Genomic DNA, 25,218 nt, shown 5'->3' on the forward strand with positions numbered 1-25,218 from the left:
ATTGCCGCAGCACCGAACGGCCGCGATGGCCGCAATGGCCGCAATGCCCGGAGTGAGGAGACGCCATGCAGGACCAGACGCGAGAGCCCGCCCGCGCCCCCGAGGCGCTCGCCGCCCTGTTCAATCAGCGCGCCAATGCCGGCGACGTCGAGGGCCTCGTCGCCCTCTACGAACCCGACGCGGTGCTGGCGGCGGGTCGCATCGTCGCCACGGGGCACGCCGAGATCCGGACCTTCTACGCCGACCTGCTGGCGCGCAAATCCGACTTCCCGGCGCCGGAAACGCCGCCGCCGCTGCGCAACGGCGCGCTGGCCATGACCTTCGCGCGGCTGCCCAACGGCGCATTCTCGGTGGAGGTCGCCCGCGAGCAGGCGGACGGCACGTGGCTCTGGGCGATCGACCAGCTGAAGCTCGCGCCGCCGAAGGGCTGACGGCCGGCTCGGACGCTCCCGCGCGCTTGTCCCACCGGACGCGATGCGGCAAAGCGGGACCCGCGCGCTCGACGCCGCGCAGAAGACCCGAGCCGACTCGATGCACGACATCCGCGCCATCCGGGAGAACCCGGACGCCTTCGACCGCGACCTCCAACGCCGGGGCCTCGCGCCGCTCTCGGCCGAGCTGATCGCCCTCGACGAGGCGCGGAAATCGTCGGTCTCGGCCGCGCAGGCCAACCAAGAGCGGCGCAACGCGCTGGCCAAGGAGATCGGCGGCGCCAAGAAGGCCAAGGACGAGGAGCGCGCCGCCGCCCTGATGGCCGAGGTCGCGGCCCTGAAGGGCGCCGAGCCGCAGCTGAAGGCGGCGCAGGACGCGGCCGACAAGACCCTGGCAGACCGCCTCGCCGCGATCCCGAACCGGCCGAAGTCCGACGTGCCGGAGGGCGCGGACGAGCACGGCAACGTCCTCTATCGCAGCCACGCCGCGACCCGCGAGCGGCTGACCGAGGGCAAGGAGCATTTCGAGCTCGGCGAGGCCGCGGGCCTGATGGATTTCGAGGCGGCGGCCAAGCTGTCCGGCTCGCGCTTCGTGGTGCTGAAGGGCCAGCTCGCGCGGCTGGAGCGGGCGCTCGGCCAGTTCATGCTCGACCTGCACACGCAGGAGCACGGCTACCTGGAGGTGGCGCCGCCGGTGCTGGTGCGCGACGCCGCCATGTTCGGCACCGCGCAGCTGCCGAAGTTCGAGGACGACCAGTTCTCGGTCTTCAAGGGCCTCGATTACGTCAGGTCGCTGCAGGGGCAGGCGGGCGCGGATGCCGCGCCGGTCAGCGACGAGCATTTCTGGCTCGTGCCCACCGCCGAGGTGCCGCTGACGAACCTCGTGCGCGAGGCGATCCTCCGCGAGGAGGAGCTGCCCCTGCGCTTCACCGCCCTGACGCCCTGCTTCCGGGCCGAGGCCGGGGCGGCGGGGCGGGACACCCGCGGCATGCTGCGCCAGCACCAGTTCAGCAAGGTGGAACTGGTCTCGATCACGACGCCGGAGGAATCCGCCAACGAGCACGAGCGGATGCTGACCAGCGCCGAGGCGGTGCTGAAGAAGCTCGATCTGCCCTACCGGGTGATGACGCTCTGCACCGGCGACATGGGTTTCGCCAGCCAGAAGACCTACGACATCGAGGTCTGGGTGCCCGGCCAGCGCACCCACCGCGAGATCTCGTCCTGCTCGGTCTGCGGCGACTTCCAGGCCCGGCGGATGAATGCCCGCTACCGGGGCAAGGACGGCAAGCCGGCCTATATCCACACGCTCAACGGCTCGGGCGTCGCGGTCGGCCGCGCGCTCATCGCCGTGATGGAGAACTACCAGAACCCGGACGGGAGCATCACCATCCCGTCGGTGCTCCACCCCTACATGGGCGGGCTCAACCGGATCGAGGGCACCCGCTGATGCGCATCCTGGTCACCAACGACGACGGCATCCACGCGCCGGGGCTCAGTACCCTGGAGGAGATCGCCCGCGAGCTCTCGGACGACGTCTGGGTCGTGGCGCCGGAGAGCGACCAGTCCGGCGTGTCGCACTCGCTCTCGCTCAACGATCCGCTGCGGCTGCGGCAAGTCTCGGAGCAGCGCTTCGCCGTGAAGGGCACGCCGTCGGACTGCGTGATCCTGGGCGTGCGCCACATCCTGGGCGATCACGGGCCGGACCTCGTCCTGTCGGGGGTCAACCGCGGCCAGAACGTCGCCGAGGACGTGACCTATTCGGGCACGATCGCGGCCGCCATGGAGGGGACGATCCTCGGCATCCGCTCCATCGCCATGAGCCAGGCCTACGGCGCGGGCGGGCGCGGCGCGCTCAAGTGGGACTGCGCCCGGACGCACGGCGCGAAGGTCGTCCGGAAGATCCTGGAGACCGGGATCGAGCCCGGCATCCTGGTCAACGTGAACTTCCCGGACTGCGAGCCGGCCGACGTGCAGGGCGTCGCGGTGGCGGCGCAGGGCTTCCGCAACCAGGCGCTGCTGTCGATCGACGCGCGTGTCGACGGGCGCGGCAACCCGTATTTCTGGCTGGCCTTCGCCAAGGCCCGGTTCGAGCCGGGCCACGGCTCGGATCTCAAGGCCATCGCCGAGAAGCGGATCTCGGTGACGCCCCTGCGCCTCGACCTCACCGACGAGCCGACGCTGACGCGCTTCGCGCAGGCTTTCGCCGAGTGATCGATCTGGGCAGCCTGGAGGAGGCTGCCGGCAACGCGGCCTTCGTGATGGCGCTCCGGGGCCGCGGCCTGCGCGATACCGCGGTGCTGCGGGCCATGGAGCAGGTCCCGCGGGACACCTTCGCGCCGCCGCCGCATCGGGAGCACGCGCGGCGCGACATCGCCCTGCCGCTGTCGTGCGGAGCCTCGATGACGGCGCCGTCGACGGTGGCGCTGATGCTGGCGCAGCTGCGGATCGAGCCCGGCCAGCGCGTCCTGGAGATCGGCACGGGCTCGGGCTACGTGACCGCGCTGCTCGCCCAGCTGGGCGCCGGGGCGGTGCTCAGCCTGGAGCGCTACACCTCGCTGGCCGGGGCGGCGACGCGGCGGCTCGCGGCCCTGTCCGAGGTGCATGTGGTCCGGGCGGACGGCTTGGCTCCGGACCTGCCGGACGGCGGCTTCGACCGGATCCTCGTCCACGGCAGCGTTCCCGCGATCCCATCGCACTGGCGCGCGGCCCTGGAACCGGGCGGACGGCTGGTGACGGGCCTGCGCGGCGACGGCGGCTGCCGGGTGGCGGTGCTGGCGACGCCGGAGGCCGAGCCGGAGCTCGGCGCGCCGGTGCGTCTGGCGGCCCTGGTGCCGGGACTGGCGCAGGTACTCTGACAACCCTCCGTCATCGCGCGCGGCGAAGCGACCCGTGGCCGCGCGCCCTCCGCAGGCGTGGCGCCGCTGGATTGCTTCGCCCCGCTCGCAAAGACGCCGCCGCTATCCGACGCGCCGCGCCCCCCACCACAGGCGCCACAGCCGGCGCCAGCGCGGCAGCTCGACGGGCGTGTTGAGCGGGTCGTAGGAGGCCCGCTCCATGGCGGCGAGGTAGGGCTCCACCAGGGCCGTGGGCAGGAAGGCGGCGCCCGCCGAGGGCGCGATGGTTGGGCGGGCCGCCTCGAAGGCCTTCAGGTGCTGCCGGGCGAGGGCGCGCAGGTCGGCGCAGGCCCGGCGCAGGCCCGGACCGCCGCGGCCCGTCACGATATCCTCGCGGGTGACGCCGTAACGGCCGAGGATGTCGGCCGGCAGGTAGACTTGCCCCGCGCGGGCGTGCCAGGGCAGGGCGCGCAGGAGCCCGGTGATGCCGTACGCCACGCCGGCATGCCCGGCCGCGCCCGCACCGCCCGGTTCGGTGCCGTTGCCGATCACGAGGCTCGCCAGCCGGAACAGCGCCGAGGCGGTCTCGCCGCAATAGCCCTCGAGGTCGTTCACCCGGGGCATCGGGTCCTCGTAGAGGTCGAAGACGCGGGCGTCGATCAGGTCGACGAAGGGCTGGCGCCCGAGGCGGTTCGCCCGGATCGCCTCCTCCAGGGCGGCCGCCACCGGGTTGGCGCGCACGTCGCCGCGCGCCTCGCCCTGCAGGGCGTCGCGCCACCATTGCAGGCGGATCTCGCCGGCCATCGGGTTCGAGACGGCCTCGCGCACCCGCGCGATGGTCAACGAGAAGGCGTAGAGGGCGAAGAGGTGCGGGCGGGCGGCGGCCGGGGCGAACAGGGTCGCGTAGTAGCGGTCCGGGTCGCCGGCCCGCACGAGGCCCTCGCAGTGGGACTGCGCGAAGGCGAGCCCGGTCTCGGCGGTCTGGCCGTCGACCTCCGGCATCAGGCCACCGCGATCAGCGCGGCGGCGACCTTGCGGTTCTCGGCCACCAGGATGTTGTAGGTCCGGGCCGCGGCGCCGGTCTGCATCACGTCGAGGCCGACGCCGAGATCCTTCAGCCAGCCCCGGAGCGCGGGATCGATCGCCGCGATGTCGAGGCCGGTCCCGACGAGCAGCAGCTCGATGCCGTCGGCCTCGGCCTGAACCGGGCGCAGGGCCGTGCGGTCGATGGCCCGCGGCTCCGTCACGTCCCAGGCGCGGACCCCGGAGGGCAGCAGCAGGATCGAGCCGCGATGCGACATCCCGGCGAAGCGGAATCCGCCGTTGCCGTAGGTGTCGATGATGTGCCGCCCCGGCACGAAGCCGGAGTCGAAGCTCTTCGGGCTTGGCTGATCGGCCATCTCGGGAAAGGGACTACTCCGCCGGTTGCGGGACGCCGGACCGCTCCGAGGCCACGCGGGCGCCCGAGAGCATCAGGCCCAGATAGATCAACACCGGCGTCGAGACGAAGATCGCCGAGTAGGTGCAGATCAGGACGCCGCAGAGCATCACCACCGCGAAGCCCTTGATCGCCTCGCCGCCGAACAGCACCAGCGCCAGCAGCGACAGCGCCGACGAGATCGACGTCATCACCGTGCGCGACATGGTCGAGTTGATCGACAGGTTGAGCAGGTCGACGGTCGGAATGGTCTTGTACCGGCGCATGAGCTCGCGGGTCCGGTCGAACACCACCACGGTCTCGTTCAGCGAGTAACCGACGATCGTCAGGATCGCGGCGATCGAGGTCATGTTGAACTCGATCCGGCTGATGATGAACACGCCGACGGTCAGAACGATGTCGTGGAGGGTGCCCACGATGGCGCCGAGCGCCAGCTCCCGCTCGAACCGGAACCAGAGGTAGAGCAGCACCGCCACGACGGAGAGCACGACGCCGAGCGTGCCGGACTGGACGAGCTCGCCGGAGACGCGCGGACCGACGGTCTCGGTGCGGCGGAAATCGTAATCCTTGTCAAAGGCGGCGTGCGCCTTGTTCATCACCGCGGTCTGGCCCTGCTCGCCGGGCTGGAGCGGCAGGCGGACCAGCACGGTGCCCTGGTTGCCGAGTTCCTGAACCTCCGGCTCGCCGAAGCCGAAGCCCGCGGCCGTGTGCCGGATCGACGCCACGTCCGCGGTGCCGGACTTCGCCTGCAGCTCCACCAGGGTGCCGCCCTTGAAGTCGATGCCGAAATTCAGGCCGATCGTCAGGAACAGCGCCACGGTCGCGAGCGACAGCACCGCCGAGAGCGGGAAGGTGAAGCGCCGGAATCGCATGAAGTCAAAATGCGATTCATCGGGCCAGAGGCGGAGCAGGCGCATGGTCGGTACTCTATTCGCGGACATCGCGATGGAGGACGGTCGAGGCGCGGGTCCCCTCTCCCGTGCGGGACAGGGGGGTCACGTCGCGCCGCCCGCGCTCCCTCGATGGCCTCCCAGACTAATCAGAACGGCAGGGTCTTCGGCCGGAACGTATTGTACCACACCGCGATCATCATCCGGGTCAGCGTCACCGCGGTGATGACCGTGGTGAGGATGCCGAGGATGAAGACCACGGCGAAGCCCTTCACCGGGCCCGAGCCGAGGAAGAACAGGATCAGGGCGGCGATCGCCATGGTCGAGTTCGAGTCGATGATGGTGGCGAAGGCCCGGTCGAAGCCCGCCTGCAGCGCCGAGATCAGCGAGCGGCCGGCCCGCTGCTCCTCGCGCATGCGCTCGTAGATCAGCACGTTCGAATCCACCGCGGTGCCGATGGTGAGCACGATGCCGGCGATGCCCGGGAGCGTCATGGTCGCCTCCAGCACCGACATCAGGCCGAGGATCAGCCCGACGTGGACGATGAGGGCGATGTTGGCGATGAAACCGAAGGTCCCGTAGGTCGCGAACATGAAGGTCACGACGAGGGCCGCCGCCACCAGGGTCGCGAGCTTGCCGGCCTCGATGGAGTCGCGGCCGAGGCCCGGGCCGACGACGCGGCGCTCGACCACGGTGAATTTCGCGGGCAGCGCGCCGGCGCGCAGCAGGACCGCCAGATCGTTGGCCTGCTGCACGGTGAAATTGCCGGTGATCTGGCCCGAGCCGCCGGTGATCGCCGAGCGGATCACCGGGGCCGACACGACCTCGTTGTCGAGCACGATCGCCATGCGCCGGCCGATATTCTCCGAGGTCGCCTGTCCGAAGCGCTGCGCGCCGCGCAGGTTGAACTTGAAGCTCACCATCGGCTCGTGGGACTGCTGGTCGAAGGACGGCTGCGCGTCGGTCAGCTCGCCGCCGTCGGCCATGACCCGGCGCTCCACCGGGACCTTGGCGCCCTTCTCGTCCTTGGAGGGCAGCATGTCGACGTCGCCCGAGGGGCTGTCGGCGAGCATGCGGAACTCGAGCTTGGCGGTGGAGCCGAGCAGCTTCTCGAGCCGCTCCGGGTTCTGCTCGCCGGGCACCTGGATCAGGATCCGGTCCGCGCCCTGCTGCTGGATCGAAGGCTCGGTGGTTCCGGTCGAGTCGAGGCGGCGCCGGATGACCTCGATGCCCTGGCTCACGGCCCGGCGGGTGCGGTCGGTGATGCCGGCATCGGTGAGGGTCAAGCGGATCACCCCGCCCGGCTGCTCGGCGATGTCCAGGGTGCGGGCCGCCGTCTGGCCGATCGAGGTGGTGATCGGCTGCGACAGCTCCTGGAGCTTCGGCAGGACCTTGGCCCGGGCGGCGGCGTCGTCGATCTTCACCTGCACGCCGCGCGGCAGCAGGCCGATGCCGCCGTCGGCGCGGACGTTCTCCTGCTGGAGCACGCGGCGCACGTCGTCGCGCAGGGCCTTCGCCTGCGAGGCGATCAGTTCGTTCTGGTCCACCTCGAGCAGCAGCTGCGAGCCGCCCTGCAGGTCGAGGCCGAGCACGATCGCGCGCGTCGGCACCACCCAGCTGGGGAACCAGGGGGGCAGGCTGGCGACGAAGCTCTTGCGCTGCTCGGGCGAGAAGAAGCTCGGCACGGCGAGCATCAGCCCCACCAGGATCAGGCCCAGTGTCGCGATGATCTTCGCACGGGAGAAGCGCAGCATCGGCCGTCTTTTTCTCTTTTGGGCCGGCGCGCGGCGCCGGCCGGTTCAACCGGGAATCAGGCGGCCTTCACCGTGCCCTTGGCGCGGACCTCGGAGATCATCGACCGGACCACCCGCACGCGCACGTTCGGGGCGATCTCGACCTCGATCTCGGCCTGGTCGTCCGAAGCCTTGGTCACGCGGCCGACGAGGCCGCCGTTGGTGACGACCGTGTCGTCCCGGCGCACGGACTTGAGCAGCGCCTGGTGGTCCTTGACCCGCTTCTGCTGCGGTCGCAGGATCAGGAAGTACATGATCACGAAAATCAGGACGAACGGGACCACCTGAAAGGCGATCTCCGCTCCGCCAGCGGCCGCACCGGCCCCTTGCGCGAAGGCGGGGGTGATCAACGAGCGTCTCCTGCGAATGGCGCGCAGGCCTGCCGCCGGATGTGGCGCCCGCAGACCTGTCGAAAAGCGCGCGGACTATAGCCAGGGGCTTCCCGAAAGCAACGCCGAACCGCCGGGCATCGGCGGCGCGCTCATAGCAGGGCGCGTATCGCCGCCGCGAAGGCGTCCGGCGCCTCCTGGGGAAAGTTGTGGCCGACCCCCGCGACGATCTCACGCCGGTACGGCCCGGTGAAATGGCGGGCGTCGGTATCCGTGGCGGGCGGCGGCCCGACGCCGTCATCGGCGCCGAGCAGCACGATCGACGGCACGGCGATCGCCGGCTGGGCCGCCAGCCGCCCCTCGATCGCCACCAGCGCCGGATCGCTCGAAACGAGGCCGAAGCGGTGGCGGTAGGAATGCACCACCACGTCGACGAAGTCGGGATTGTCGAAGGCGCGGGCGGTCCGCGCGAAAGTCTCCGCGTCGAAGGCCCAGGTCGGCGACCACAGCTGCCACAGCAGGCGGCAGAAGGCGTCCCGGTTCTCCGCGAGGCCAACGCGGCCGCGCTCGCCGTGGAGATAGTACTGGTACCAGAGGCGGTACTCGGTTTCCGGCGCGGCCGGCCGCCCGGCGGCCGGGATGTTCTGGATGTTGTAGCCGACGCCGCAGCTGACGAGGCCCCGGGCCCGGCCCGGCCAGAGCGCCGCCACCACGCAGGCGGCCCGGCCGCCCCAATCGTAGCCGGCGAGCACGGCGCTCCCGACGCCGAGGGCGTCGAGGAAGGCGAGCAGGTCGGCCCCGAGCGCCGCCTGCTCGCCGGAGCGCGGCGTGGCGGCATCCAGGAAGCGCGTCGGCCCGTAGCCGCGCAGGTACGGCACGAGACAGCGCACGCCGTCGGCGGCGAGCTGCGCGGCCGCGGCCGCGCAGGCGTGGACGTCGTAGGGGAAGCCGTGGAGCAGCACCGCCGTCGGCCCGCCGGCCGGACCGGACTCGAGATAGGCGACCTCCAGGACGCCGGCCCGCACGCGCTTCATCGATGGCTCCCGGGTTCGTGACGCCGGGATCCTAGCCGGTTCGCCGCGCAATTGCCGCACGCGCTTGCCGTCGCCGGTTCGCGCCCGACTTCACCCTGCGACGAAGAAGCGCGACGGTGGAGAACCATGGGCCTGCTCGACGGTGCGAAGACCCTGATCGGCGATGTGGTTGCGGCGGCCGACCGGGCCCTCGAGGAGACCGGCAGCGGCAAGCTCGCCCTGTCGCTGGCGAAGTTCTATCCCGGCGGCCTCCCGTCCTTCCTCGACCGCCTGCGGGAGACCGGGCACGGGGAGGCGGTGGCATCCTGGCTCGGCTCGGGCGCGCGGCAGACGGTGCCGGAGAGCGCCATCGCGGCCTGCCTGCCGCAGGGCGTGACCGAGCGCCTCGCGTACGATCTCGGCGTTCCGGAGGCGCGGGTCCCTACAGTGCTGGCGGAGTTCCTGCCCGCGGCGGTCGCCGACCAGAGCGAGAACGGCACGCTGAAGCCGCAGCCGAATTTCAGCACCCAGGTCCGCTGATCGCCCACCTCACGGGGCGGCGCACTTCATCTGCGGCGGCGCGGTCGCGCAGCTCAGGTGGCAGCTCTGCCTGGCGAAGCAGAACCACGACAGTTCGCCGCTCTTCAGGCAGGAGCCGCCACAATGGCGGTACGTGCCATAGAGCGGCCGAACGAAGACGGCATCCGCTAGAGGGCGCTCTTGAGCAAAGCGCTCCTGCACCGGACGCGTCGCTTCCGCGTCCGGCAGGGCCGCGGAGACGGACGCGACCGCGAGCACGCATGACAGCGCCAGGGATCTCATGAGAGCCGACCGCGGACCGATGTCCCGGCCGGCATTCCGGACCAAAGGCCGATCGCTGTCGACTAAATTGCGGTTCACACCGGCGCGTCGCGGACCACCGGCCTCTCCCGCTTCGCGGAGATTGCTCTAGACTCGCGCCACTGACCATTCGACGGGGGTCCACATGAGTCTGCTCAACACTCTCGGCGGCTCGCTGGGGCAGATCGCGCTGAAGGCACTGCCGGGCGTGATCCAGCAGGTGCTGCCCGGCGGACTGAACGCGCTGCTCGATCAGCTCCGGCGCTCCGGCTACGAGAGCCAGGTCAATTCCTGGCTCGGCCGCGGCCCGAACGAGCCGATCACAGCCGAGGATCTGCGCAAGGTCCTCGACAACGAGCAGGTGCGCCAGATGGCGGAGAAGCTCGGCGTTCCGATGGACCAGCTGTTCCCGACCCTGGCGCAGGCCCTGCCCGAGACCGTCGACCGTCACAGCCCCGAGGGGACGCTGCAGGCGCCGAAGGCTTAGGACAGCCGGCGCGGGTCGCGAGCCGGGGCGGCCGGACGGCGGACGACGCGAAACGGCGGCCCCGTCCGGGACCGCCGCCGCATCTTGCCTCTCGTTCGGTGCCGCGCGGGCCGGCCTCGGCCCCGCGCGGTCCGTCTCAGTTGCTGGCGAGCTGGGACATCGGATCCACGGGCGCGCCGCCCTTGCGGATCTCGAAGTGCAGCTGCGGCGAGGTCACGTTTCCGGAGGCGCCGGACTTCGCGATGGTCTGGCCGCGCTTGACCTTCTCGCCGGGCTTCACGTCGATCTCGCCGTTATGGGCGTAGGCCGAGACGTAGCCGTTGGCGTGGCGCACGAGGACCAGCTTGCCGTAGCCCTTCACGTCGGAGCCGGCATAGGCGACCGTGCCCTCCTCGGCGGCCTTGACCGGAGTACCCTCCGGCACGGCGATGTTGATGCCCTCGTTGCCGGAGGTGCCGTAGCCGGAGATCACCCGGCCCTTGGCGGGCCAGCGGAAGTTCTCCGTCGCCTCGGCCACGGAGCCGGTGGCGGCGGGCTCGGGCTTGGCCGGCGCGGCAGCGACCGGGGCCGCCTTCGGCGCCTCCTTGGCGGCGACCTTCTCGACCTTCTCGGCGGCGGCAGCCTCCTTGGCAGCCTCCTTGGCGGCCTTCTGGGCGGCTTCCTTGGCGGCCTTCGCCTCGGCCAGCTTCTGGGCGGCCTCCGCCTTCGCGGCGGCCTTCGCCTCGGCCTTGGCCTCCTGAGCCTTCGCCTCGGCCTTCGCCTTGGCCTCGGCCTTCGGATCCGCCTTCTTCTCGTCGGCCTTCTTCTCGTCCGCCTTGGCGACCTGTCCCGGGCGCACGTGCTTCGGCTTCTCGCCCTCCTTCAGGGCGACGTCCTTGCGGGTCTTGGCGTCGGCGACCTTGCGGGCGGCGGCGTCGCGGGCGAGCGCCTCCTTGCGCTCCGCCTCCTTCTCGGCGGCGGCGGCCTTCTGCGCGGCCTCCTTGGCGGCCTTCGCCTCGGCCAGCTTCTGGGCGGCCTCCTTGGCGGCTTCCTTGGCCTCCTCTCGCTTGGTCGCGATCTTGTTCTCGACCTGCTTGGCGTCCTCGCGCTTCTCCTCGGCGGCCCGGGCCGGCCGGGCGGTCATCGGGGACGCGGCGGGGTTCAGCCCGGAGGCGTTGTAGACCGGGATCACGATCTGGCGGCCGGGCGTGATCTGGTTCGCGTTGCTCAGGCCGTTGGCGGCCAGGATCGCCGAAGCGGGCACGCCGAAGCGGGTCGACATCTGGTTCAGGCTGTCGTTGCGCGACACGGTGATCTGCGTGCCACCCTCGGCGCTCCAGCCGACCTTGCCGGTCGAGGCGACGCGGGTCGCGGGGGCGGCGGCGTTGGTCTGAACCGGCGTCGCGGCGGCGGACGGCCGCGCGGCGGCGGGGGCGCCGAGCGCCTCCGACTGGATGCGGCCCGTCCGGACCGGCGGGACGGACTTGAGGCTCCCGTCCGGCAGGCTGCCGGTCGCGGAGGGTTCCGAGTCGAACGGGTTCGAGAACGGGTTCGTCAGACGCGACGCGTCCGACGAACAGGCGGCAGCCGCACCGCCGATGATGCCGATGAGCGCGACGCGCGACAGCGTCCGCAACATCTGACCCGTACCGCGCACCCGCATCGACGCACCCGTTTGCCTGACGCAACCTGATGCGCCAATGAAGACGGATTCAGGTTAAGCAACCGTTCCCGTTCCGGCGGTCTGCGACCCTGGAGCGAAGGTAGGTGCAAGGTTTTCGCGCGGCCCAGAGGATGATTCCCGCTCGCGGGATCGTCCCTTTTCGTAACCGGCCGGCACCCCACATCGCATCCATGTTTACCATCCGCGGCGCGCGCGACACCCTGGCCGACCTGCCGGCGCTCGAGACGGCGCGCCTCGCGATCGCCGCCCTCCGGCCTGCCGACGCGCCGGCCGTCCGCGCGCTCACCGACGATCCGGCCATCACCGCGGCGGTGGATTTCCTGCCGACGCCGTTCACCCTGCAAGATGCCGAGGACCTGATTCGCAGCTGCGCCCGGGGCCGGGACTGCTTCCTCGGCGCCTGGACGCGGGACGGCGCGCCCGATCCGCCCGGGCGCGCGCTCGTCGGCGTCTTCGGCACGCATCTGCGCGGCGCCGGCACGATCGAGATCGGGTACTGGGTCGGCGGCGCCGCCCGCGGGCGCGGCTACGCCTACGAGGCCGTCTCGGCGATCCTCGATCTCCTCGGGGGGCGCTTCCCGGCGCGCGTCGTCGTGGCGGAGTGCCGCCCCGCCAACGTCGCCTCCTGGGGCCTGCTGGAGAAGCTCGGCTTCCGCGACACCGGCGAGGAAGGCCACCGGCCGGGCCGGCGCCTGCTCAGGCGAGCCTAACTCGGGGAAGGCGTGCCGGGCCGGGACCGGTGTCGCGCGGCCACGAAAAAGCCCCCGGCCTGAGGCCGGGGGCTCGCTGACAGGCGTCCTGAGCCGGACCGGGCGGTCCGATCAGAAGGTGATGCCGGTCTCGACCATGTAGCGGTCCTGCGAGGTGCGGTTGCCGGTGCGGCCGAAGCCGGTGCCGAGCGTGCCTTCCGCGAGGTTGCCGCGGGTGATCCCGCCGAGCTCGACGTGGGCGTACTCCACCCGGAAGAAGTAGCGGTCGAAGGTGAAGGTCGGCGTGACGGTCACCGAGAAGGCGTTGCTGCCGGCGCCGAAGCCCAGCAGGTTGGTGCCGCCCGACCCGCGGACGCCCGTCTGCTCGGTGTACTCGACGCGGCCGGCCAGGGCGAAGTTGTCGGTGAAGGAGTAGGCCGCCAGCAGCGCCCCGCCGTAGGTCGAGGCCGAGTTGGCGATGCCGACGCGCAGGTCACGCTCGACGTTGGTGAACTGGAAGTACGGCGAGATGATCCACGGGCCGTTCGCGTAAGTGTAGTTGATGTTGAAGATGCCGCTGTTCTGCTGGAGGTTCGGCGTCGCGAACTGGTAGCGCGGGCTGCGGTCCAGGGCGTTGGTCCGGCCGAGGTTCAGGCCGCCGTTGACGCCGATCGTGTTGTAGTCGTCGAGCTTGTAGGCGACGTTGCCGGTGAACCACGAGATCTCGTTGGAGAAGAACCCGTCCGTGCCGGCGACCGACACCGAGAGCGGCCCGCTGCTGTAGTTGACCTGCACGCCCTGGTTGATGAAGTTCTCCTGCACGAACAGGAGGCCGCGGTTGATGTTCAGGTTCTGGTAGGTGAACAGCAGCTCGGTGCCGATCATGGTGAACATCCGGCCGCCCTGGACCGACCATTCATCGTTGATCTGGATCTTGCCGTAGGCGACCGGGACCGGGCCGAACAGGAGGTCGGTCTGGGTGAAGGTGCTGAGGGTGGGGAAGCCGAGCTGCGGGATCGAGTAGCCGCCGGCCTGGATGTAGAACTGGAACGCGCCCTCGGGCTTCTGGATGATGCCCTGCACGTTCGAGAAGTCGAACCGGGCCGCGCGGTCGCGGTCGTTGGGCGCCGCCGGGGTCGAGAACGACGCGAACGGGTTCGACTGAGTGTAGCCGTAGCCGGTGATGGCGCCGCCCACGTAGAGGTCGCCGAGCGGTCCGGCCGAGAAGCAGCTCGGATTCGGGTTGGCCTTGATCACGCCGCCGTAGGCCGGGCCGAGGAGCGTGGCCTTGCAGGGCTCGGCGGGGGGCGCGACCGGAACCGGCGCCGGAGCCGACAGGTCGGCCGCGAGGATGCTGGTCGAGGACAGCAGCACGGTGGCCAGTCCGGCCAGGGTGGATCGCTTCAGCATGGTGTCGCAGCTCGTTCGGGTTCGTCGACGGCCAAGCTGACATCGCGGTGCGATTGACACAAAATCAAACATAGAGCAGTTGCATAATTTTTGGGCAGTTCCGTATCGCTGATCACGTTCGTTGCGGAAATGTGACTTTGCCGCCACAATTGTATCGGAACCCCGGCCCTTTCCTTCCGCGCAGGCCCGGAGGTCTTCCGCGCGGCGCCCCAATTCTACCGAGTCAGGCGGCCGGGCCGATCGGATCGCAGCGAAATCCTCCGAAGTCCTGCCGGGCCAGACGTTCTGCGAGCGCCGGCAGGAACAGCATCGCCTCATCGGCGAGGCGCCAAGGCGGGTTGACGACGATCAGGCCGCTGCCGGTCAGCCGCGTCGGGTCGTCCGGCCGGTCGATCAGCAGGTCGAGCCGCAGGGCGGGGCGGGGCAGGGCGGCCCCGAGGTCGCGGACCATCCGGTCGAGGGCCGCGGCGTCCTTGATCGGGTACCAGGCCAGGAACAGGCCGGTCGGCCACTTCGCCACCGCGCGGGCGAGATGGGCGCCGAGGCGCTCGATCTCGCCGGGCACCTCGTAGGGCGGGTCGATCAGCACGAGGCCGCGCCGCTCCGGCGGCGGGATCTGCGCGTTGATCGCGGTCCAGCCGTCGAGGTTCATCACCTTGGTGCGGGGATCGCGGGCGTAGCGGTCCTGCAGGGTCGCGGCGTCCGCCGGGTGCAGCTCGACGAACACGCCCTTGTCGCCAGGGCGGAGCGCCTCGCGGATCACGGCCGGCGAGCCCGGATAGGCGGTGGTGCCGTGTCGAGCGCGCACCGCCGCCACCGCGGCCCGGTAGGGCTCCAGCAGCGCTTCCACCTCCGGCGCGAAGGGCGCCCCCATCCGGCCCCAGCCGTCCCGCCACTCTCCGGTCCGGGCCGCCTCGTCGGCCTCGAGATCGTAGACGCCGAGGCCCGCGAAGGCGTCCAGCGCCCGGAACGGCTTGTCCTTGCGGCGCAGGTGGTCGAGCACCCGCGCCAGGACGAGGTGCTTGAGGACGTCGGCGTGGTTGCCGGCGTGGAAGGCGTGCCGATAGTTCATGGCAGCGCGCTGAAGCCGATCCCGGGCGCCGGGTCCAGGGGCCGGCGTGCGAAAGGCGGAAAAAACTCAGCGCGCGGCGTCGAGGCTCACCTCGGGCGCCCGGCAATTGCCGCGGGCGACCTCGGGACAGGGGGTGAAGCCGCGCAGGTCCTTGCCGAAGCAGATCCGGACCTCCTGCAGCTGCCCGCGGGTGCAGGTGACCGCCATCATGTCGGGGCGCAGGCCGCGATTGGCCGCCACGAACTGCCGGGCGATCTCGATCGGCGCGAGGGTCTGCGGCGGGGCGCCGCCCTTGAGCCCGTCGGGGATCGTCACCGCGAGCCGCGCCGTGCGGGCGGCCGCGAAATAGGCGGCGGGATCGAGACCCGAGCAGGTGCCGTGCTTGCGCCACTCGTACCGCGCGAGGCCCTCGCTCGGGTAGACCTGTCCGGCGACCTCCATGGCCTGCCGGGTCGGGGCGCGGTTCACCGCCGAGCAGTTCTGCGGATACCCGCTCGCGTATTGCGGCCACAGGCCGTGGACGACGAAGCCCAGGCCGCGTCCGGGGGCGCACTGGACGTCGTCCCGGCGGGCGCCCGGCCCCGCGCAGTAGGTCGGCGACCACGACAGGGCGAGGACGTAGAAGTCGAAGTCGCCGGGCGCGCCGCGCCGGGCGAAGCCGCCGTAATCCTGGGCGGCGGCCGGGGCGGCGGCCGACCCGGCGAGGAGCAGGCCCGCGAGGCCGGCGGCGCGCCCGCGCATGGTCAGGGACGCGCCATCCGGCAGGCGGTGGCGTAGGCGTAGGAGAGGTCCCGGTCGAGGCCGTGGATGCAGAACTCGACGCCCCAGGTCGCGCCGATGATGCCGAGGCTCTCGCGCACCGAGTAGTCGACCTTGCGGCGGACCCCGTCGGAGGTGGTCACGGTCGCGGTGCAGAACCGGCGCGGATAGGTGTCGAGGCCCCAGGGCCGCCACGCGGTGCGCTCGATCGTGTCGAAGGACAGGATCGTCATCGACGAGTTCCAGAACTTCGCCTCCTTCTCGGCGAAGTTGGTCGAGACCCGCTCCAGCACCGACGGGTCCTGGCAGCCCGGGATCTGCGCGTCGAACGGGAAGATCCGCTCCTCGGCGGGCTCGATGTCCTCCCGGGCCGACCGGGCGAGCGCCGGCTGGGCCAGGGCGAGAAGGGCCAGCCCGAGGGCGAAGCCGTGAAGAACCGGGCGCATGGCGCGTGCCTCGACGGATGTGCGATCCTGCATCCGCGAACGATGGCTTCGCCGCGCCGCCAGTCAAGCTCCGGCAGTCCCGCGCCGGCGCTTTGCCGGCCTGTGCGGCGCGGCCGCTACAGTCACCGGTCGGGGCGCGGCGCGGGATCGGCGCCCGGCCGGATCCGGCGCCCGGCGCGAGCCCCGCGGGTCGCGCCCGCCTCTCAGTAGATCGGCTCCGCGCTCGGCGGCGCGCCGAGCTGCAGCGGCTCGTCGTACTCCTGCGCGGGCTCGTCGTGGGCGGCGGCGACCCGCGGTGCCGGCCGCACGGGCGCCGTCGCGGTGTAGGCCGAGGCCGCGGCCGGACGGTCGAGGGGCCGGGCGGGCGCACGGGCGACCTGGGTCGCGCTCCCGGCCTTCGACATCGGCGACACGCCGTAGGGATCGTCCTCCTCGACGTCCACCGGCGCCTGAGGGCCGGCGGGCTGGCGCTGCGGCGGGATCGGGCGGCTCAGCGGCCGCTCGGCCCCGGTGCCGAGCTGCGGCGTGAACTTGATCAGCGGCTTGCAGATCCGGCGCAGACCGCGCGGGTCGTGCCGTGCGAGATCGACGTGGATGTGATCGTAGTGGAACACGTTCGAGCCGGGCGCCAGCACGGTGGTGAAGCGCTGGCAGGCGCCCAGGAAGATCTCGCGCAGGAAGCCCTGCTCGGCCTCCGTGCCGCGCCAGCCGCCCTTGACGGTGATCACGTGGCCGTCGGCGAGCTTGATCGACATGACGTCGATCGCGTTCCCGAAACCGTGCTCGGAGAGCTTGGCGCCGGGCTGGTTGTTGCGGCCGCGGCAGGAATAGGAGCCGGCGTTGATCTCGGCCACCGGCACGCCGAAGTAGAGGTTGGCGGCCGGCTGGATCGTGTCGGCGAGCCACGCCTCGGCCTCGGCCAGCGCCGGGCAGCCCAGCGTCATCCGCTGCTTCAGCAGGACGGAGCCGCTGCCGAGCCGCGTCACCCGGAAGGGCTGCTGCATGCCGCAGGGCCCCGGGCCATCCATCGCCGCGATGGGCGTGATGTACTCCGAGGGCTCGACGAGCTTCTTGGCCAGGCAGACCTGCTCCGCCTGATCGCGCCACGGTTCACGTCGCTCGAAATGATTGATCGAGCACGCGGTGAGGCCCGCACCGAACAGCGCAAGGGCCGAGAACAGGGATACGCCACGCCACATGACCCGGACGATGCGCACGGTCGCGTAAAGCGTTCGTCAACGGCGTTTCGGGAATGCCGTCGGCTGTGGCGTCTCGGTTGACAGCGCCGCGGACCGCGGACTGAATGCATTATGCTCTCGCTTCTCGACCTCCGCGCCCGCATCGAAGCCGGCACCCTGACGCCCGCGGGCGCGATCGACCTGTGCCGCGCCGCGATCGCCGCGCGGGAGCCGGACCTGCGCGCGCTGGTCACCCTCGACGCGGCGCCGGCGATCCCCGAGACCGGGCCGCTCGCCGGCATCGCGGTCGGCGTGAAGGACATCATCGACAGCGCGGGCCTGCCGACCCAGATGGGCTCGCCGATCTACGCGGGCTGGAAGCCCCGGGGCGACGCCGCGGTCGTGAGCCGGCTGAAGCAGCTCGGTGCCGTCGCCCTCGCCAAGACCACCACCACGGCCTTCGCCAGCAGCGATCCGACCGAGACGGTCAACCCGCACGATCCCGGCCACACGCCGGGGGGCTCCTCGGCGGGCTCGGCCGCCGCCGTCGGCGCCGGGATGCTGCCGCTGGCCCTGGGCACGCAGACGGCAGGCTCGGTGATCCGGCCAGCGAGCTTCTGCGGCTGCGCGGCGGTGAAGCCGTCGTTCCGGCTGATCCCCACGGTCGGCGTGAAGACCTACTCGTGGGCCCTCGACACGGTCGGGCTGTTCGCCGCCGGGGTCGCGGACGTCGCCCACGCCCTCGCGCTCGTCACCGGGCGGCCGGAGATCGAGCGGGCGGAGGGGGGCTCGGCGCCGCGCATCGCCGTGGTGCGGCAGGATTTCGCCGGCACCCCCGAGCCGGAGGCCGAGGCGGCGCTCACCCGCGCCCGGCAGGCGGCCGAGCGGTCCGGGGCGCGGGTGAGCGACCTCGCCCTGCCGACCGAGCTGGCGCAGGCCTGGGAACGCCACCGCCTCATCCAGAACTACGAGGGTCGGCTGGCGCTGGCCTGGGAGTACGACACGCAGGTCGACGCGCTGCCGCCGCGCACCCGCGCCCATCTCGATGACGGGGCGACGATCAGCCCGGCCCAGTACGATGACGGGCGCCGCCACGGCCATCACGCCCGCCGGGTGCTGAAGGGCCTCTTCGCCGATTACGACGCGATCCTGACCTTCTCGGCGCCGGGCCCGGCGCCCGCGACCCTGGCCTCGACGGGCGACCCGCGCTTCAACCAGCTGTGGACGCTGATGGGCGTGCCCTGCGTGAACGTGCCGGTGCCCGGCCACCGCCTGCCGGTGGGCGTCCAGGTGATCGGCCGCTTCGGCGACGACGGCCGGGCCCTGGCGGTCGCCCGGATGATCGAGGCCGCGCTGCGCGGCTGACCGGCCGCCCGCGCCCGTCGACGGCGCGGGCGCCCGGGGCGCTCAGCTGCTCGGCTGCTCGTGGAGCGTGTCCTCCACGTAGAGCTGCTCCAGCAGGACCTTGATCACCGCCATCAGCGGCAGGGCGAGGGCGATGCCCCAGAGCCCGAAGATCACGCCCAGGATCAGCTGGCCGGCGAAGATCGTGGCCGGCGGGATGTCGAGCGCCCGCTTCTGGATGAACGGCGTCAGGCCGTAGCTCTCCAGGCACTGGACCGCGAGATAGACGCCGATCGCGCCGATCACCGCCTTCGTGCCCGAGGCCAGGGCGGCCAGGACGATGACGAGGCCCGCCACCAGCGGCCCGACCGTGGGCACGAAGGCGAGCAGGCCAGCCTGCAGGCCGAGGATCAGCGCGCCGCCGATACCCAGGAAGGCGAGGCCGGCCCAGGTGCACAGGAAGATCACCGCCATGATAATCAGCTGGCCGAACAGCCAGTGGCGGAGGGTCTCGCCGGCCCCGTCGAGGACCTGGCTGGCCCGCCAGCGCTTCGCCGGCGGCACGAACCGGACGACCCCGTCCCGGTAGGCCTTCGGGTCGGCCGCGAAGGCGAGCCCCAGGAAGGCGATCACCAGCACGTTGCCGAGGGCGTCGAACAGGCCCAGGATCACCGCCGCGGCCGGCCCCAGGACGCTGCCGGCATCCGACACCATCGAGCTGCCGCCCTTCAGCAGGCCGTTGGCGAGGCCGCCGAGCCCCCCCTCTCTCTGGCCCGCATCCGTCGAGCCGTCCTTGCCACCGCCCTGCGGCGCGAGGCTCGGCACGTCGATGCCCCGCTCCGACAGCCAGCCCGTGACGGTTCCGGCCTGATCCTTGATCGTCGTCCCGAGGTCGCGGCCCTGCTGGACGATGGTGGCGCCGCCGTAGCTCCCGAAGCCGATCACCGCGGCGGCGACCGCGAGGCTGGCGATGGACAGCCGCAATCCTCGCCGGAGGGGCAGGACGCGGCCGAGCCCGCGGGTCAGGCCGTCGAGGAACACGCCGAGGAGCACCCCGGCGAAGATCAAGAGGAGCGTGCCGGCCGACATCCAGGCCAGGGCCAGCGCCACCACGAAGCACACCACGGCGATCCCCGAGGCCGCCAGCGGTGCGGCCCCGCGCCAGGGCCCGACGGGGCCGTCCAGTTCCTGAAGGCTGCTGTCCGACATCGTCGCTCCTAAACCGCGGGCTCACGAACGCCGTGGGCTCTCAGGGGTCAAGTCCGGCGGCCGGCTTCTGTGCAATCCGGGGTGGGGATGCGCGTCCGCGCGTCGTCCGCGCGTCGTCCGCGCAAGTCGCCGGACCGCAGGCTCCGGCCGCCGGGAGCCGCACCGTCGGCACGGACGGCGACCGACAGGGTCCGCCCCTCGGCCCGGGCCGGCCCATCGACACCGGCCATCGGCCCGGCGGCGTGGTCCGTCCCGGACTCGCGCGTCGGTGCCGCGGGCGCGGCCCCGATCATCGCGCCGATCGTCGAGCGCCCTGGGGCAGCCTGAGCGCGACCCCGGGCACGGCCATCAGGCCCAGCGGCCGGCCGCGGCCTCGTCGTGGGCCGCCGCCTCGACCCAGCCGCCGGTCGTGCCGTCGGCGAGGTGCTCCCGCTTCCAGAACGGGGCGCGGGTCTTGAGGTAGTCCATCAGGAAGTCCGCGGCCTCGAACGCCGCGACCCGGTGGCTGGCGGCGGTGACCACCAGCACGATGCCGTCGCCCGGACGGACCAGGCCGTGCCGGTGGATCACCCGCAGGGCCTGGAGCGGCCAGCGCGCCATCGCCTCGTCGGCGACGCGCCGGATCTCGGCCTCGGCCATGCCGGGGTAGTGCTCCAGCTCGAGGGCGGTCAGCCGCCCGCCCTCGTCGCGGCACAGGCCGGTGAAGGTCACGACGGCGCCGGCCCGGCCGCCCAGCGCGGCGCTCAGGCCGGCGATCTCGGCCGCGGTGTCGAAGGGCTCGGCCTGGATGCCGACGCTCGGGACGGGGGCGCTCATGGCCCGATCCATAGGAGGCCCCGGCTTCGCGGACCAGCCCCGTCCCTGTCACACCCGGTCCCGCCGCTATATGACACGGTCCGTCGCGCCCTGCCGGCCCGGCGCGCGGCCCGCCATCGTCCGGATGTCCCCGCGCGCTCCGGACGGCGCTGGAGAAGGATACCCGCGTGACCCCCGACCTGATCCTGCCCTACGACGGCGAGCAGCCGGACTTCGCCAGTCGCCCCGTCTGGTGCGGCCGCGGCAGCACGGTGATCGGCGCCGCCCGGATCGGCGCGCAGGCCTGGATCGGCGACGAGGCGGTGATTCGCGCGGACGGCCAGACCGTCACCCTCGGCGACCGCTTCTGGCTCGGCCACCGCTCGACGGTGCACATCGCCACCGCGACGCACGGCACCCGGTGCGGCGACCGGGTCACGGTCGGGCGCAACAGCGTGGTCCACGCCTGCACGCTCGGCTCCGACGTCGTCGTCGAGGACGACGTGGTGATCCTCGACGGCGCCGAGGTCGGCGACGGCGCGGTCCTCGAGGCCGGCGCGACGGTCTTCCCCCGGGCGACGCTGCCCGGCGGCTTCGCCTACGCGGGCAGCCCGGCCCGCCCCAGCCGCGCGATCGGATCCGACGAGGTCGCCGAGCGGGCCGAGCGGTTGCGCGAGCGGATGGGCGACGGGCCCGCGCTCCCGGCCGGGGAGGCGCTGGAGGTCGAGGACAGCGTCTTCGTGGCGCGCACCGCCCGCCTGCGCGGACGGGTGAGCCTCGGCGCCGGCGCGAGCGTGCTGTTCTGCTGCGACCTCAACGCGGAAGTCGGACCGATCGTGGTCGGCGCGGACACCAACATCCAGGACAACACGGTCATCCGCACCCGGGCGGACGGGGTGGTGATCGGTCGGGACACGACCATCGCCCACAATGTCCGGATCGCCGATTGCCGGATCGGGGCGCGGGCGCTGATCGGCATCGGCGCGACGATCGCGGCCGGCACCCTCATCGCCGACGACGTCATGCTGGCGGCCGGGGCCACCACCGATCCCGGGCAGATCCTGGAGGCCGGCTACCTCTGGGGCGGCCGCCCCGCCCGCATCCTGGGGCCCCTCGACGCCGAGAAGCGGGCGATGATGATCCGCATCGTCGAGGGCTACTGCCGGCACGGCCGGGAATACCGGGCCGCGCAGGAGGCGCTGGCCTGACGGCCCGCCGTCAGTGCTGCAGGATCTTCGACAGGAAGGTCTGCGCGCGCTCGGAGCGGGGGCTGCCGAAGAACTCGTCCTTCCGGGCGTCCTCGACGATCTCGCCGCGATCCATGAAGATCACCCGGTCGGCGACCTTGCGGGCGAAGCCCATCTCGTGGGTCACGACCATCATGGTCATGCCCTCCTTGGCGAGCTCCACCATCACGTCGAGCACCTCGCCGACCATCTCGGGGTCCAGCGCCGAGGTCGGCTCGTCGAACAGCATCACCACCGGGTTCATGGCGAGGGCCCGGGCGATGGCGACGCGCTGCTGCTGCCCGCCCGAGAGCTGCCCCGGGAACTTGTTCGCGTGGGCGCCCAGGCCGACGCGGGCGAGCAGGTCGAGGCCGCGCTTCTTCGCGTCCTCGGCGCCGCGGCCGAGCACCTTGCGCTGGGCGATGGTGAGGTTCTCGGTGATCGACAGGTGCGGGAACAGCTCGAAGTGCTGGAACACCATGCCGACCCGCGAGCGGAGCTTCGGCAGGTTGGTGGCCTTGTCGGCGACCTTCGTGCCGGCCACCGTGATCTGGCCCTTCTGGAAGGGCTCCAGGGCGTTGACGCACTTGATCAGGGTCGACTTGCCCGAGCCCGAGGGACCGCAGACGACCACGACCTCGCCCTTGGCGACCTGGGTGCTGCAGTTCGTCAGCACCTGGAAGTCGCCGTACCATTTGCTGATGTTGTCGATGGCGATCATCGTCTCGCCGGGGGCCACCGCCTGGGCGCCGGAGATCAGGCTGCCCGGCTGCAGGCCCGCATCCTTCGGCGCGTGGCTGGCATCGGCGACGGGTTCGGCGGCGGTGGGGGCCGGCATCGGGGACGAGGTCATGACACGGTCTCCAGTGTCGGTCAGCGGATGATGGCCACGCGGCGCTGCAGGCGGCGCACGAGGTACGAGGCCGAGAAGCAGATCGCAAAATAGACCACGGCGGCGAAGACATACATCTCGACGAGACGGCCGTCGCGCTGGGCGACCTTCGAGGCGGCGCCCATGAAGTCGGTGAGCGAGAGCACGTAGACCAGCGACGTGTCCTGGAACAGGATGATGGTCTGGGTCAGCAGCAGCGGCAGCATGTTGCGGAAGGCCTGGGGCAGGATCACGTTGCCCATGGTCTGCCAGTAGTTCATCCCGAGGGCCTGGGCGGCGGCCGTCTGACCCTTCGGGATCGACTGGATGCCGGCGCGCATGATCTCCGAGAAGTAGGCCGCCTCGAAGGCCATGAACGTGATCAGGGCCGACGGGAAGGCGCCGACCTGGATCGGCGTCGAGGATCCGGTCAGGTAGGCGCCGATATACGGCACTAGGAAGTAGAACCAGAAGATCACCAGAACCAGCGGCAGCGAGCGGCAGAGCTCGACGTAGGCCTTGGCGAGGTGCCACAGGCCGGGAATGCCCGACAGGCGCGCCATCGCCAGCAGCGTGCCGATGATGACGCCGCCCACGGCGGCCATGGCGGTGAGCGTCACGGTGAAGACCATGCCCTGACCGAACAGGTAGGGCAGGGAGGAGACGATGACGGAGAAGTCGAAATTCGAGAGCATCGGGGCCTGTTACCGGTGGCCGTCGGGCGGGGTGGCGGAGCGGAAGCGGGCGGCCCTCAGCGCTGGCCGGGGATGGCGACCGCCTTCTCCAGGAAGGTCGCCGCCGTGACGACCACGAGGTTGATGATCACGTAGAGGATCGTCGCGGCCGTGAACGCCTCGAACACCTGGAACGAGAATTCCTGCATCGAGCGGGCCCGGGCGGTCAGCTCCAGCAGACCTATGGTCAGCGCCACCGACGTGTTCTTGAGATTGTTGAGGAATTCCGAGGTCATCGGCGGCAGGATGATCCGGTAGGCGTTGGGCAGCAGCACGTAGCGGTAGGTCTGATAGGTGGTGAAGCCCATGGCGGTGCCGGCCATGCGCTGGCCCCGCGGCAGCGACTGGATGCCGGCGCGGACCTGCTCGGCCACGCGGGACGCGGTGAAGAAGCCGAGGCAGACCACCGCCGTGTAGAACGGCGCGTCCGGCAATTGCTTGATCGCGTCGCCGATCCGGGTCGGGACCACTTCGGGCAGCACGAAGTACCAGAGGAACATCTGCACCAGCAGCGGCACGTTGCGGAACAGCTCGACATAGGCCGTGCCGATCGCGTTCGCGGGCTTCGACGGCAGGGTGCGCATCACGCCGACCAGGGAGCCCAGGAAGAAGGCGATCACCCAGGAGCAGAGCGCGGTCGTGACCGTCCACATGAGCCCCGAGAGCAGCATGTCGAGATACGTGCCGTTGCCCTCAGGCGAGGCGTCGAAGAAGATCCGCCAGTTCCAGTTGTAGTTCATCGCGCCGCTTCTACTGTGAACTTACAGAGACGCACCGCGGGCCGGAGCCCGCGGTGCGCATCATGGCATGAAACCGGACCGAACGGGTCTCAGTAGGCCGCCGGATCGGGGCTCGAGATCGGGGTCGTGAACTGCTTCTTCATCTCCGCGCTCATCGGCAGGTTGAGGTTGATGTTGCGCGGCGGGATCGGCTGGGTGAACCACTTGTCGTAGAGGGCCTTGCCCTCGGGGCTCGTGTAGAGCTTGGCGGTGGCGTCGTCCGCGACCTTCTTGAACTCCGTGTCGTCCTTGCGGAGCATGATGCCGTAGGGCTCGGGCTTCGACAGGGCCTCGGTGGAGATCTCGTAGGCGGAGGGGTCCTTCGACGAGGCGGCGAGCGAGGCGAGCAGCACGTCATCCATCACGAAGGCGGCGGCTCGGCCGGTCTCGACCATCAGGAACGCCTCGGCGTGGTCCTTGGCCGGCAGGATCGTCAGGCCGAGCTTGCGCTCCGTGTTGGCCTCGTTGATCTGCTTGATGTTCGTGGTGCCCGAGGTCGACACGACGGTCTTGCCCTTCAGGTCCTCGATCGTGTGCAGGTTGGCCGACTTCTTCGAGACGTAGCGGGTCGCGGTCAGGAAGTGCGAGTTGGTGAACCACACCTGCTTCTCGCGCTCGGCGTTGTTGGTGGTCGAGCCGCACTCGAGATCGATCGTGCCGTTCGCCATCAGCGGGATGCGGGTGGCGGAGGTGACCGGGTTGAGCTTCACCTCGAGGTTCGGGAGGTTGAGCTTGGCCTTCACCGCGTCGGCGATCTTGTAGCAGATGTCCATCGCGTAACCGATCGGCTTCTGATCGGCGCCGAGATACGAGAACGGCACGGAGGCGTCGCGGTAGCCGATGACGATGGCGTTGGCGTCCTTCACCTTCTTGAGGGTGCCGGTCAGCTCCTGCGCCCCGACGCTCATCGGAGCGAGGGCGAGGGTCAGGCCCAGCGCCGCGGCGGCGCCGCGGCGAGCGATTTCAGACTGCATCGGTACGGAACTCC

The 25,218-nt window shown here is 71.4% G+C and carries 27 protein-coding genes and 1 pseudogene; 9 read left to right on the plus strand and 19 right to left on the minus strand.

Annotated features, from left to right (window positions below; all coding sequences use genetic code 11):
* Positions 1-65 precede the first annotated feature (65 nt).
* The 4 genes from LXM90_RS11900 to LXM90_RS11915 all read left to right on the plus strand — a co-directional run bounded on the left by LXM90_RS11900 (position 66) and on the right by LXM90_RS11915 (position 3,286).
* A complete protein-coding gene (locus tag LXM90_RS11900; protein WP_020094200.1) occupies positions 66-431 on the plus strand; it encodes a YybH family protein in 366 nt (121 codons plus the stop codon).
* Between the two features lie 100 nt (positions 432-531).
* Positions 532-1,878: a serine--tRNA ligase gene (gene serS, locus LXM90_RS11905; RefSeq protein ID WP_234082802.1), complete on the plus strand. Its 1,347-nt coding sequence runs from the start codon at positions 532-534 to the stop codon at positions 1,876-1,878.
* Entirely contained in the window at positions 1,878-2,642 is a 765-nt protein-coding gene (gene surE / locus LXM90_RS11910) for a 5'/3'-nucleotidase SurE (protein WP_020094202.1), read from the plus strand. Before serS ends, surE begins: the two co-directional genes overlap by 1 nt.
* Positions 2,639-3,286, plus strand: a complete 648-nt coding sequence (locus LXM90_RS11915) for a protein-L-isoaspartate O-methyltransferase family protein (RefSeq protein ID WP_020094203.1) — start codon at positions 2,639-2,641, stop codon at positions 3,284-3,286. The genes surE and LXM90_RS11915 overlap by 4 nt, the downstream gene beginning before the upstream one ends.
* A 102-nt stretch (positions 3,287-3,388) precedes the next feature.
* Here LXM90_RS11915 and LXM90_RS11920 read toward each other — a convergent pair whose 3' ends face one another.
* From LXM90_RS11920 to LXM90_RS11945, 6 genes are all read right to left on the minus strand, one after another.
* Positions 3,389-4,267: a phytoene/squalene synthase family protein gene (locus LXM90_RS11920; protein ID WP_020094204.1), complete on the minus strand. Its 879-nt coding sequence runs from the start codon at positions 4,265-4,267 to the stop codon at positions 3,389-3,391.
* A complete protein-coding gene (locus LXM90_RS11925) occupies positions 4,267-4,665 on the minus strand; it encodes an Mth938-like domain-containing protein (RefSeq protein WP_020094205.1) in 399 nt (132 codons plus the stop codon). Before LXM90_RS11925 ends, LXM90_RS11920 begins: the two co-directional genes overlap by 1 nt.
* 13 nt (positions 4,666-4,678) lie before the next feature.
* Complete coding sequence (gene secF / locus LXM90_RS11930) at positions 4,679-5,620, minus strand: protein translocase subunit SecF (RefSeq protein ID WP_020094206.1); 942 nt, start codon at positions 5,618-5,620, stop codon at positions 4,679-4,681.
* 122 nt (positions 5,621-5,742) lie between these two features.
* Positions 5,743-7,347, minus strand: coding sequence for a protein translocase subunit SecD (secD, locus tag LXM90_RS11935; RefSeq protein ID WP_020094207.1), 1,605 nt, complete (start codon positions 7,345-7,347; stop codon positions 5,743-5,745).
* Positions 7,348-7,403: 56 nt separating this feature from the next.
* Positions 7,404-7,736 (minus strand): preprotein translocase subunit YajC, encoded by a 333-nt coding sequence (yajC, locus tag LXM90_RS11940; protein ID WP_020094208.1) that lies wholly within the window; start codon positions 7,734-7,736, stop codon positions 7,404-7,406.
* Between the two features lie 131 nt (positions 7,737-7,867).
* Positions 7,868-8,749: an alpha/beta fold hydrolase gene (locus LXM90_RS11945; protein WP_020094209.1), complete on the minus strand. Its 882-nt coding sequence runs from the start codon at positions 8,747-8,749 to the stop codon at positions 7,868-7,870.
* A gap of 126 nt (positions 8,750-8,875) precedes the next feature.
* Between LXM90_RS11945 and LXM90_RS11950 the strand changes: the two genes are divergently transcribed.
* Positions 8,876-9,268 carry a YidB family protein gene (locus tag LXM90_RS11950; protein WP_020094210.1) on the plus strand — a complete coding sequence of 131 codons (393 nt, stop codon included), beginning with the start codon at positions 8,876-8,878 and terminating at the stop codon, positions 9,266-9,268.
* Between the two features lie 9 nt (positions 9,269-9,277).
* Here LXM90_RS11950 and LXM90_RS11955 read toward each other — a convergent pair whose 3' ends face one another.
* A complete protein-coding gene (locus tag LXM90_RS11955) occupies positions 9,278-9,550 on the minus strand; it encodes a hypothetical protein (RefSeq protein ID WP_020094211.1) in 273 nt (90 codons plus the stop codon).
* A gap of 151 nt (positions 9,551-9,701) precedes the next feature.
* Here LXM90_RS11955 and LXM90_RS11960 point away from each other — a divergent pair.
* Positions 9,702-10,055: pseudogene (locus LXM90_RS11960) on the plus strand (YidB family protein); the annotation flags it as partial.
* A gap of 136 nt (positions 10,056-10,191) precedes the next feature.
* Here the strand turns inward: LXM90_RS11960 and LXM90_RS11965 are convergent.
* Positions 10,192-11,697, minus strand: a complete 1,506-nt coding sequence (locus LXM90_RS11965; RefSeq protein WP_103985593.1) for a peptidoglycan DD-metalloendopeptidase family protein — start codon at positions 11,695-11,697, stop codon at positions 10,192-10,194.
* Positions 11,698-11,888: 191 nt separating this feature from the next.
* On the opposite strand from LXM90_RS11965, the gene LXM90_RS11970 reads away from it, so the two are divergent.
* Positions 11,889-12,428, plus strand: a complete 540-nt coding sequence (locus tag LXM90_RS11970; protein ID WP_020094214.1) for a GNAT family N-acetyltransferase — start codon at positions 11,889-11,891, stop codon at positions 12,426-12,428.
* 111 nt (positions 12,429-12,539) lie between these two features.
* On the opposite strand, the gene LXM90_RS11975 is transcribed toward LXM90_RS11970, so the two are convergent.
* The 5 genes from LXM90_RS11975 to LXM90_RS11995 form a co-directional block, all read right to left on the minus strand.
* Positions 12,540-13,817, minus strand: a complete 1,278-nt coding sequence (locus LXM90_RS11975) for a porin (protein WP_020094215.1) — start codon at positions 13,815-13,817, stop codon at positions 12,540-12,542.
* Positions 13,818-14,040: 223 nt separating this feature from the next.
* Positions 14,041-14,889 (minus strand): 23S rRNA (adenine(2030)-N(6))-methyltransferase RlmJ, encoded by an 849-nt coding sequence (locus LXM90_RS11980; protein ID WP_020094216.1) that lies wholly within the window; start codon positions 14,887-14,889, stop codon positions 14,041-14,043.
* A gap of 66 nt (positions 14,890-14,955) precedes the next feature.
* A complete protein-coding gene (locus LXM90_RS11985; RefSeq protein WP_020094217.1) occupies positions 14,956-15,630 on the minus strand; it encodes a ribonuclease T2 family protein in 675 nt (224 codons plus the stop codon).
* Positions 15,631-15,632: 2 nt separating this feature from the next.
* Complete coding sequence (locus LXM90_RS11990; RefSeq protein WP_020094218.1) at positions 15,633-16,094, minus strand: hypothetical protein; 462 nt, start codon at positions 16,092-16,094, stop codon at positions 15,633-15,635.
* A gap of 203 nt (positions 16,095-16,297) precedes the next feature.
* Positions 16,298-17,293 carry an extensin family protein gene (locus tag LXM90_RS11995; protein WP_026605092.1) on the minus strand — a complete coding sequence of 332 codons (996 nt, stop codon included), beginning with the start codon at positions 17,291-17,293 and terminating at the stop codon, positions 16,298-16,300.
* A 111-nt stretch (positions 17,294-17,404) separates the two neighbouring features.
* Here LXM90_RS11995 and LXM90_RS12000 point away from each other — a divergent pair, with 111 nt between their 5' ends.
* A complete protein-coding gene (locus LXM90_RS12000; RefSeq protein WP_020094220.1) occupies positions 17,405-18,637 on the plus strand; it encodes an amidase in 1,233 nt (410 codons plus the stop codon).
* A 42-nt stretch (positions 18,638-18,679) separates the two neighbouring features.
* On the opposite strand, the gene LXM90_RS12005 is transcribed toward LXM90_RS12000, so the two are convergent.
* Entirely contained in the window at positions 18,680-19,825 is a 1,146-nt protein-coding gene (locus LXM90_RS12005; RefSeq protein WP_020094221.1) for an AI-2E family transporter, read from the minus strand.
* A gap of 348 nt (positions 19,826-20,173) precedes the next feature.
* Complete coding sequence (locus LXM90_RS12010) at positions 20,174-20,641, minus strand: molybdenum cofactor biosynthesis protein MoaE (protein ID WP_020094223.1); 468 nt, start codon at positions 20,639-20,641, stop codon at positions 20,174-20,176.
* A 167-nt stretch (positions 20,642-20,808) separates the two neighbouring features.
* Here LXM90_RS12010 and LXM90_RS12015 point away from each other — a divergent pair, with 167 nt between their 5' ends.
* The gene (locus LXM90_RS12015; RefSeq protein WP_020094224.1) at positions 20,809-21,828 is read left to right on the plus strand and encodes a DapH/DapD/GlmU-related protein; all 1,020 of its coding nucleotides are present in this window, start codon (positions 20,809-20,811) and stop codon (positions 21,826-21,828) included.
* A gap of 10 nt (positions 21,829-21,838) precedes the next feature.
* On the opposite strand, the gene LXM90_RS12020 is transcribed toward LXM90_RS12015, so the two are convergent.
* From LXM90_RS12020 to LXM90_RS12035, 4 genes are all read right to left on the minus strand, one after another.
* The gene (locus tag LXM90_RS12020; RefSeq protein ID WP_026605094.1) at positions 21,839-22,567 is read right to left on the minus strand and encodes an amino acid ABC transporter ATP-binding protein; all 729 of its coding nucleotides are present in this window, start codon (positions 22,565-22,567) and stop codon (positions 21,839-21,841) included.
* A 152-nt stretch (positions 22,568-22,719) separates the two neighbouring features.
* The gene (locus tag LXM90_RS12025; protein ID WP_020094226.1) at positions 22,720-23,412 is read right to left on the minus strand and encodes an amino acid ABC transporter permease; all 693 of its coding nucleotides are present in this window, start codon (positions 23,410-23,412) and stop codon (positions 22,720-22,722) included.
* 56 nt (positions 23,413-23,468) lie between these two features.
* On the minus strand, positions 23,469-24,191 hold the full coding sequence (locus LXM90_RS12030; protein ID WP_020094227.1) for an amino acid ABC transporter permease: 723 nt from the start codon (positions 24,189-24,191) through the stop codon (positions 23,469-23,471).
* A gap of 89 nt (positions 24,192-24,280) precedes the next feature.
* Positions 24,281-25,204 carry an amino acid ABC transporter substrate-binding protein gene (locus LXM90_RS12035; protein ID WP_234082803.1) on the minus strand — a complete coding sequence of 308 codons (924 nt, stop codon included), beginning with the start codon at positions 25,202-25,204 and terminating at the stop codon, positions 24,281-24,283.
* Between the last annotated feature and the right edge of the window lie 14 nt (positions 25,205-25,218).

Source organism: Methylobacterium oryzae, assembly GCF_021398735.1.
Lineage (GTDB): Bacteria > Pseudomonadota > Alphaproteobacteria > Rhizobiales > Beijerinckiaceae > Methylobacterium.

Coding starts and splice junctions, on each gene's coding strand:
- LXM90_RS12005 (WP_020094221.1), bottom strand. CDS start 19,825: ATGTCGGACAGCAGCCTTCAGGAACTGGACGGCCCCGTCGGGCCCTGG.
- secF (WP_020094206.1), bottom strand. CDS start 5,620: ATGCGCCTGCTCCGCCTCTGGCCCGATGAATCGCATTTTGACTTCATG.
- LXM90_RS12020 (WP_026605094.1), bottom strand. CDS start 22,567: ATGATCGCCATCGACAACATCAGCAAATGGTACGGCGACTTCCAGGTG.
- LXM90_RS12035 (WP_234082803.1), bottom strand. CDS start 25,204: ATGCAGTCTGAAATCGCTCGCCGCGGCGCCGCCGCGGCGCTGGGCCTG.
- LXM90_RS11980 (WP_020094216.1), bottom strand. CDS start 14,889: ATGAACTATCGGCACGCCTTCCACGCCGGCAACCACGCCGACGTCCTC.
- LXM90_RS11920 (WP_020094204.1), bottom strand. CDS start 4,267: ATGCCGGAGGTCGACGGCCAGACCGCCGAGACCGGGCTCGCCTTCGCG.
- LXM90_RS11990 (WP_020094218.1), bottom strand. CDS start 16,094: ATGCGCCCGGTTCTTCACGGCTTCGCCCTCGGGCTGGCCCTTCTCGCC.
- secD (WP_020094207.1), bottom strand. CDS start 7,347: ATGCTGCGCTTCTCCCGTGCGAAGATCATCGCGACACTGGGCCTGATC.
- LXM90_RS11975 (WP_020094215.1), bottom strand. CDS start 13,817: ATGCTGAAGCGATCCACCCTGGCCGGACTGGCCACCGTGCTGCTGTCC.
- LXM90_RS11950 (WP_020094210.1), top strand. CDS start 8,876: ATGGGCCTGCTCGACGGTGCGAAGACCCTGATCGGCGATGTGGTTGCG.
- LXM90_RS11970 (WP_020094214.1), top strand. CDS start 11,889: ATGTTTACCATCCGCGGCGCGCGCGACACCCTGGCCGACCTGCCGGCG.
- LXM90_RS11900 (WP_020094200.1), top strand. CDS start 66: ATGCAGGACCAGACGCGAGAGCCCGCCCGCGCCCCCGAGGCGCTCGCC.
- LXM90_RS11965 (WP_103985593.1), bottom strand. CDS start 11,697: ATGCGGGTGCGCGGTACGGGTCAGATGTTGCGGACGCTGTCGCGCGTC.
- LXM90_RS11925 (WP_020094205.1), bottom strand. CDS start 4,665: ATGGCCGATCAGCCAAGCCCGAAGAGCTTCGACTCCGGCTTCGTGCCG.
- surE (WP_020094202.1), top strand. CDS start 1,878: ATGCGCATCCTGGTCACCAACGACGACGGCATCCACGCGCCGGGGCTC.
- LXM90_RS11945 (WP_020094209.1), bottom strand. CDS start 8,749: ATGAAGCGCGTGCGGGCCGGCGTCCTGGAGGTCGCCTATCTCGAGTCC.
- LXM90_RS12025 (WP_020094226.1), bottom strand. CDS start 23,412: ATGCTCTCGAATTTCGACTTCTCCGTCATCGTCTCCTCCCTGCCCTAC.
- LXM90_RS12030 (WP_020094227.1), bottom strand. CDS start 24,191: ATGAACTACAACTGGAACTGGCGGATCTTCTTCGACGCCTCGCCTGAG.
- LXM90_RS12010 (WP_020094223.1), bottom strand. CDS start 20,641: ATGAGCGCCCCCGTCCCGAGCGTCGGCATCCAGGCCGAGCCCTTCGAC.
- LXM90_RS12000 (WP_020094220.1), top strand. CDS start 17,405: ATGCTCTCGCTTCTCGACCTCCGCGCCCGCATCGAAGCCGGCACCCTG.
- LXM90_RS11955 (WP_020094211.1), bottom strand. CDS start 9,550: ATGAGATCCCTGGCGCTGTCATGCGTGCTCGCGGTCGCGTCCGTCTCC.
- serS (WP_234082802.1), top strand. CDS start 532: ATGCACGACATCCGCGCCATCCGGGAGAACCCGGACGCCTTCGACCGC.
- LXM90_RS11985 (WP_020094217.1), bottom strand. CDS start 15,630: ATGCGCGGGCGCGCCGCCGGCCTCGCGGGCCTGCTCCTCGCCGGGTCG.
- LXM90_RS11995 (WP_026605092.1), bottom strand. CDS start 17,293: ATGTGGCGTGGCGTATCCCTGTTCTCGGCCCTTGCGCTGTTCGGTGCG.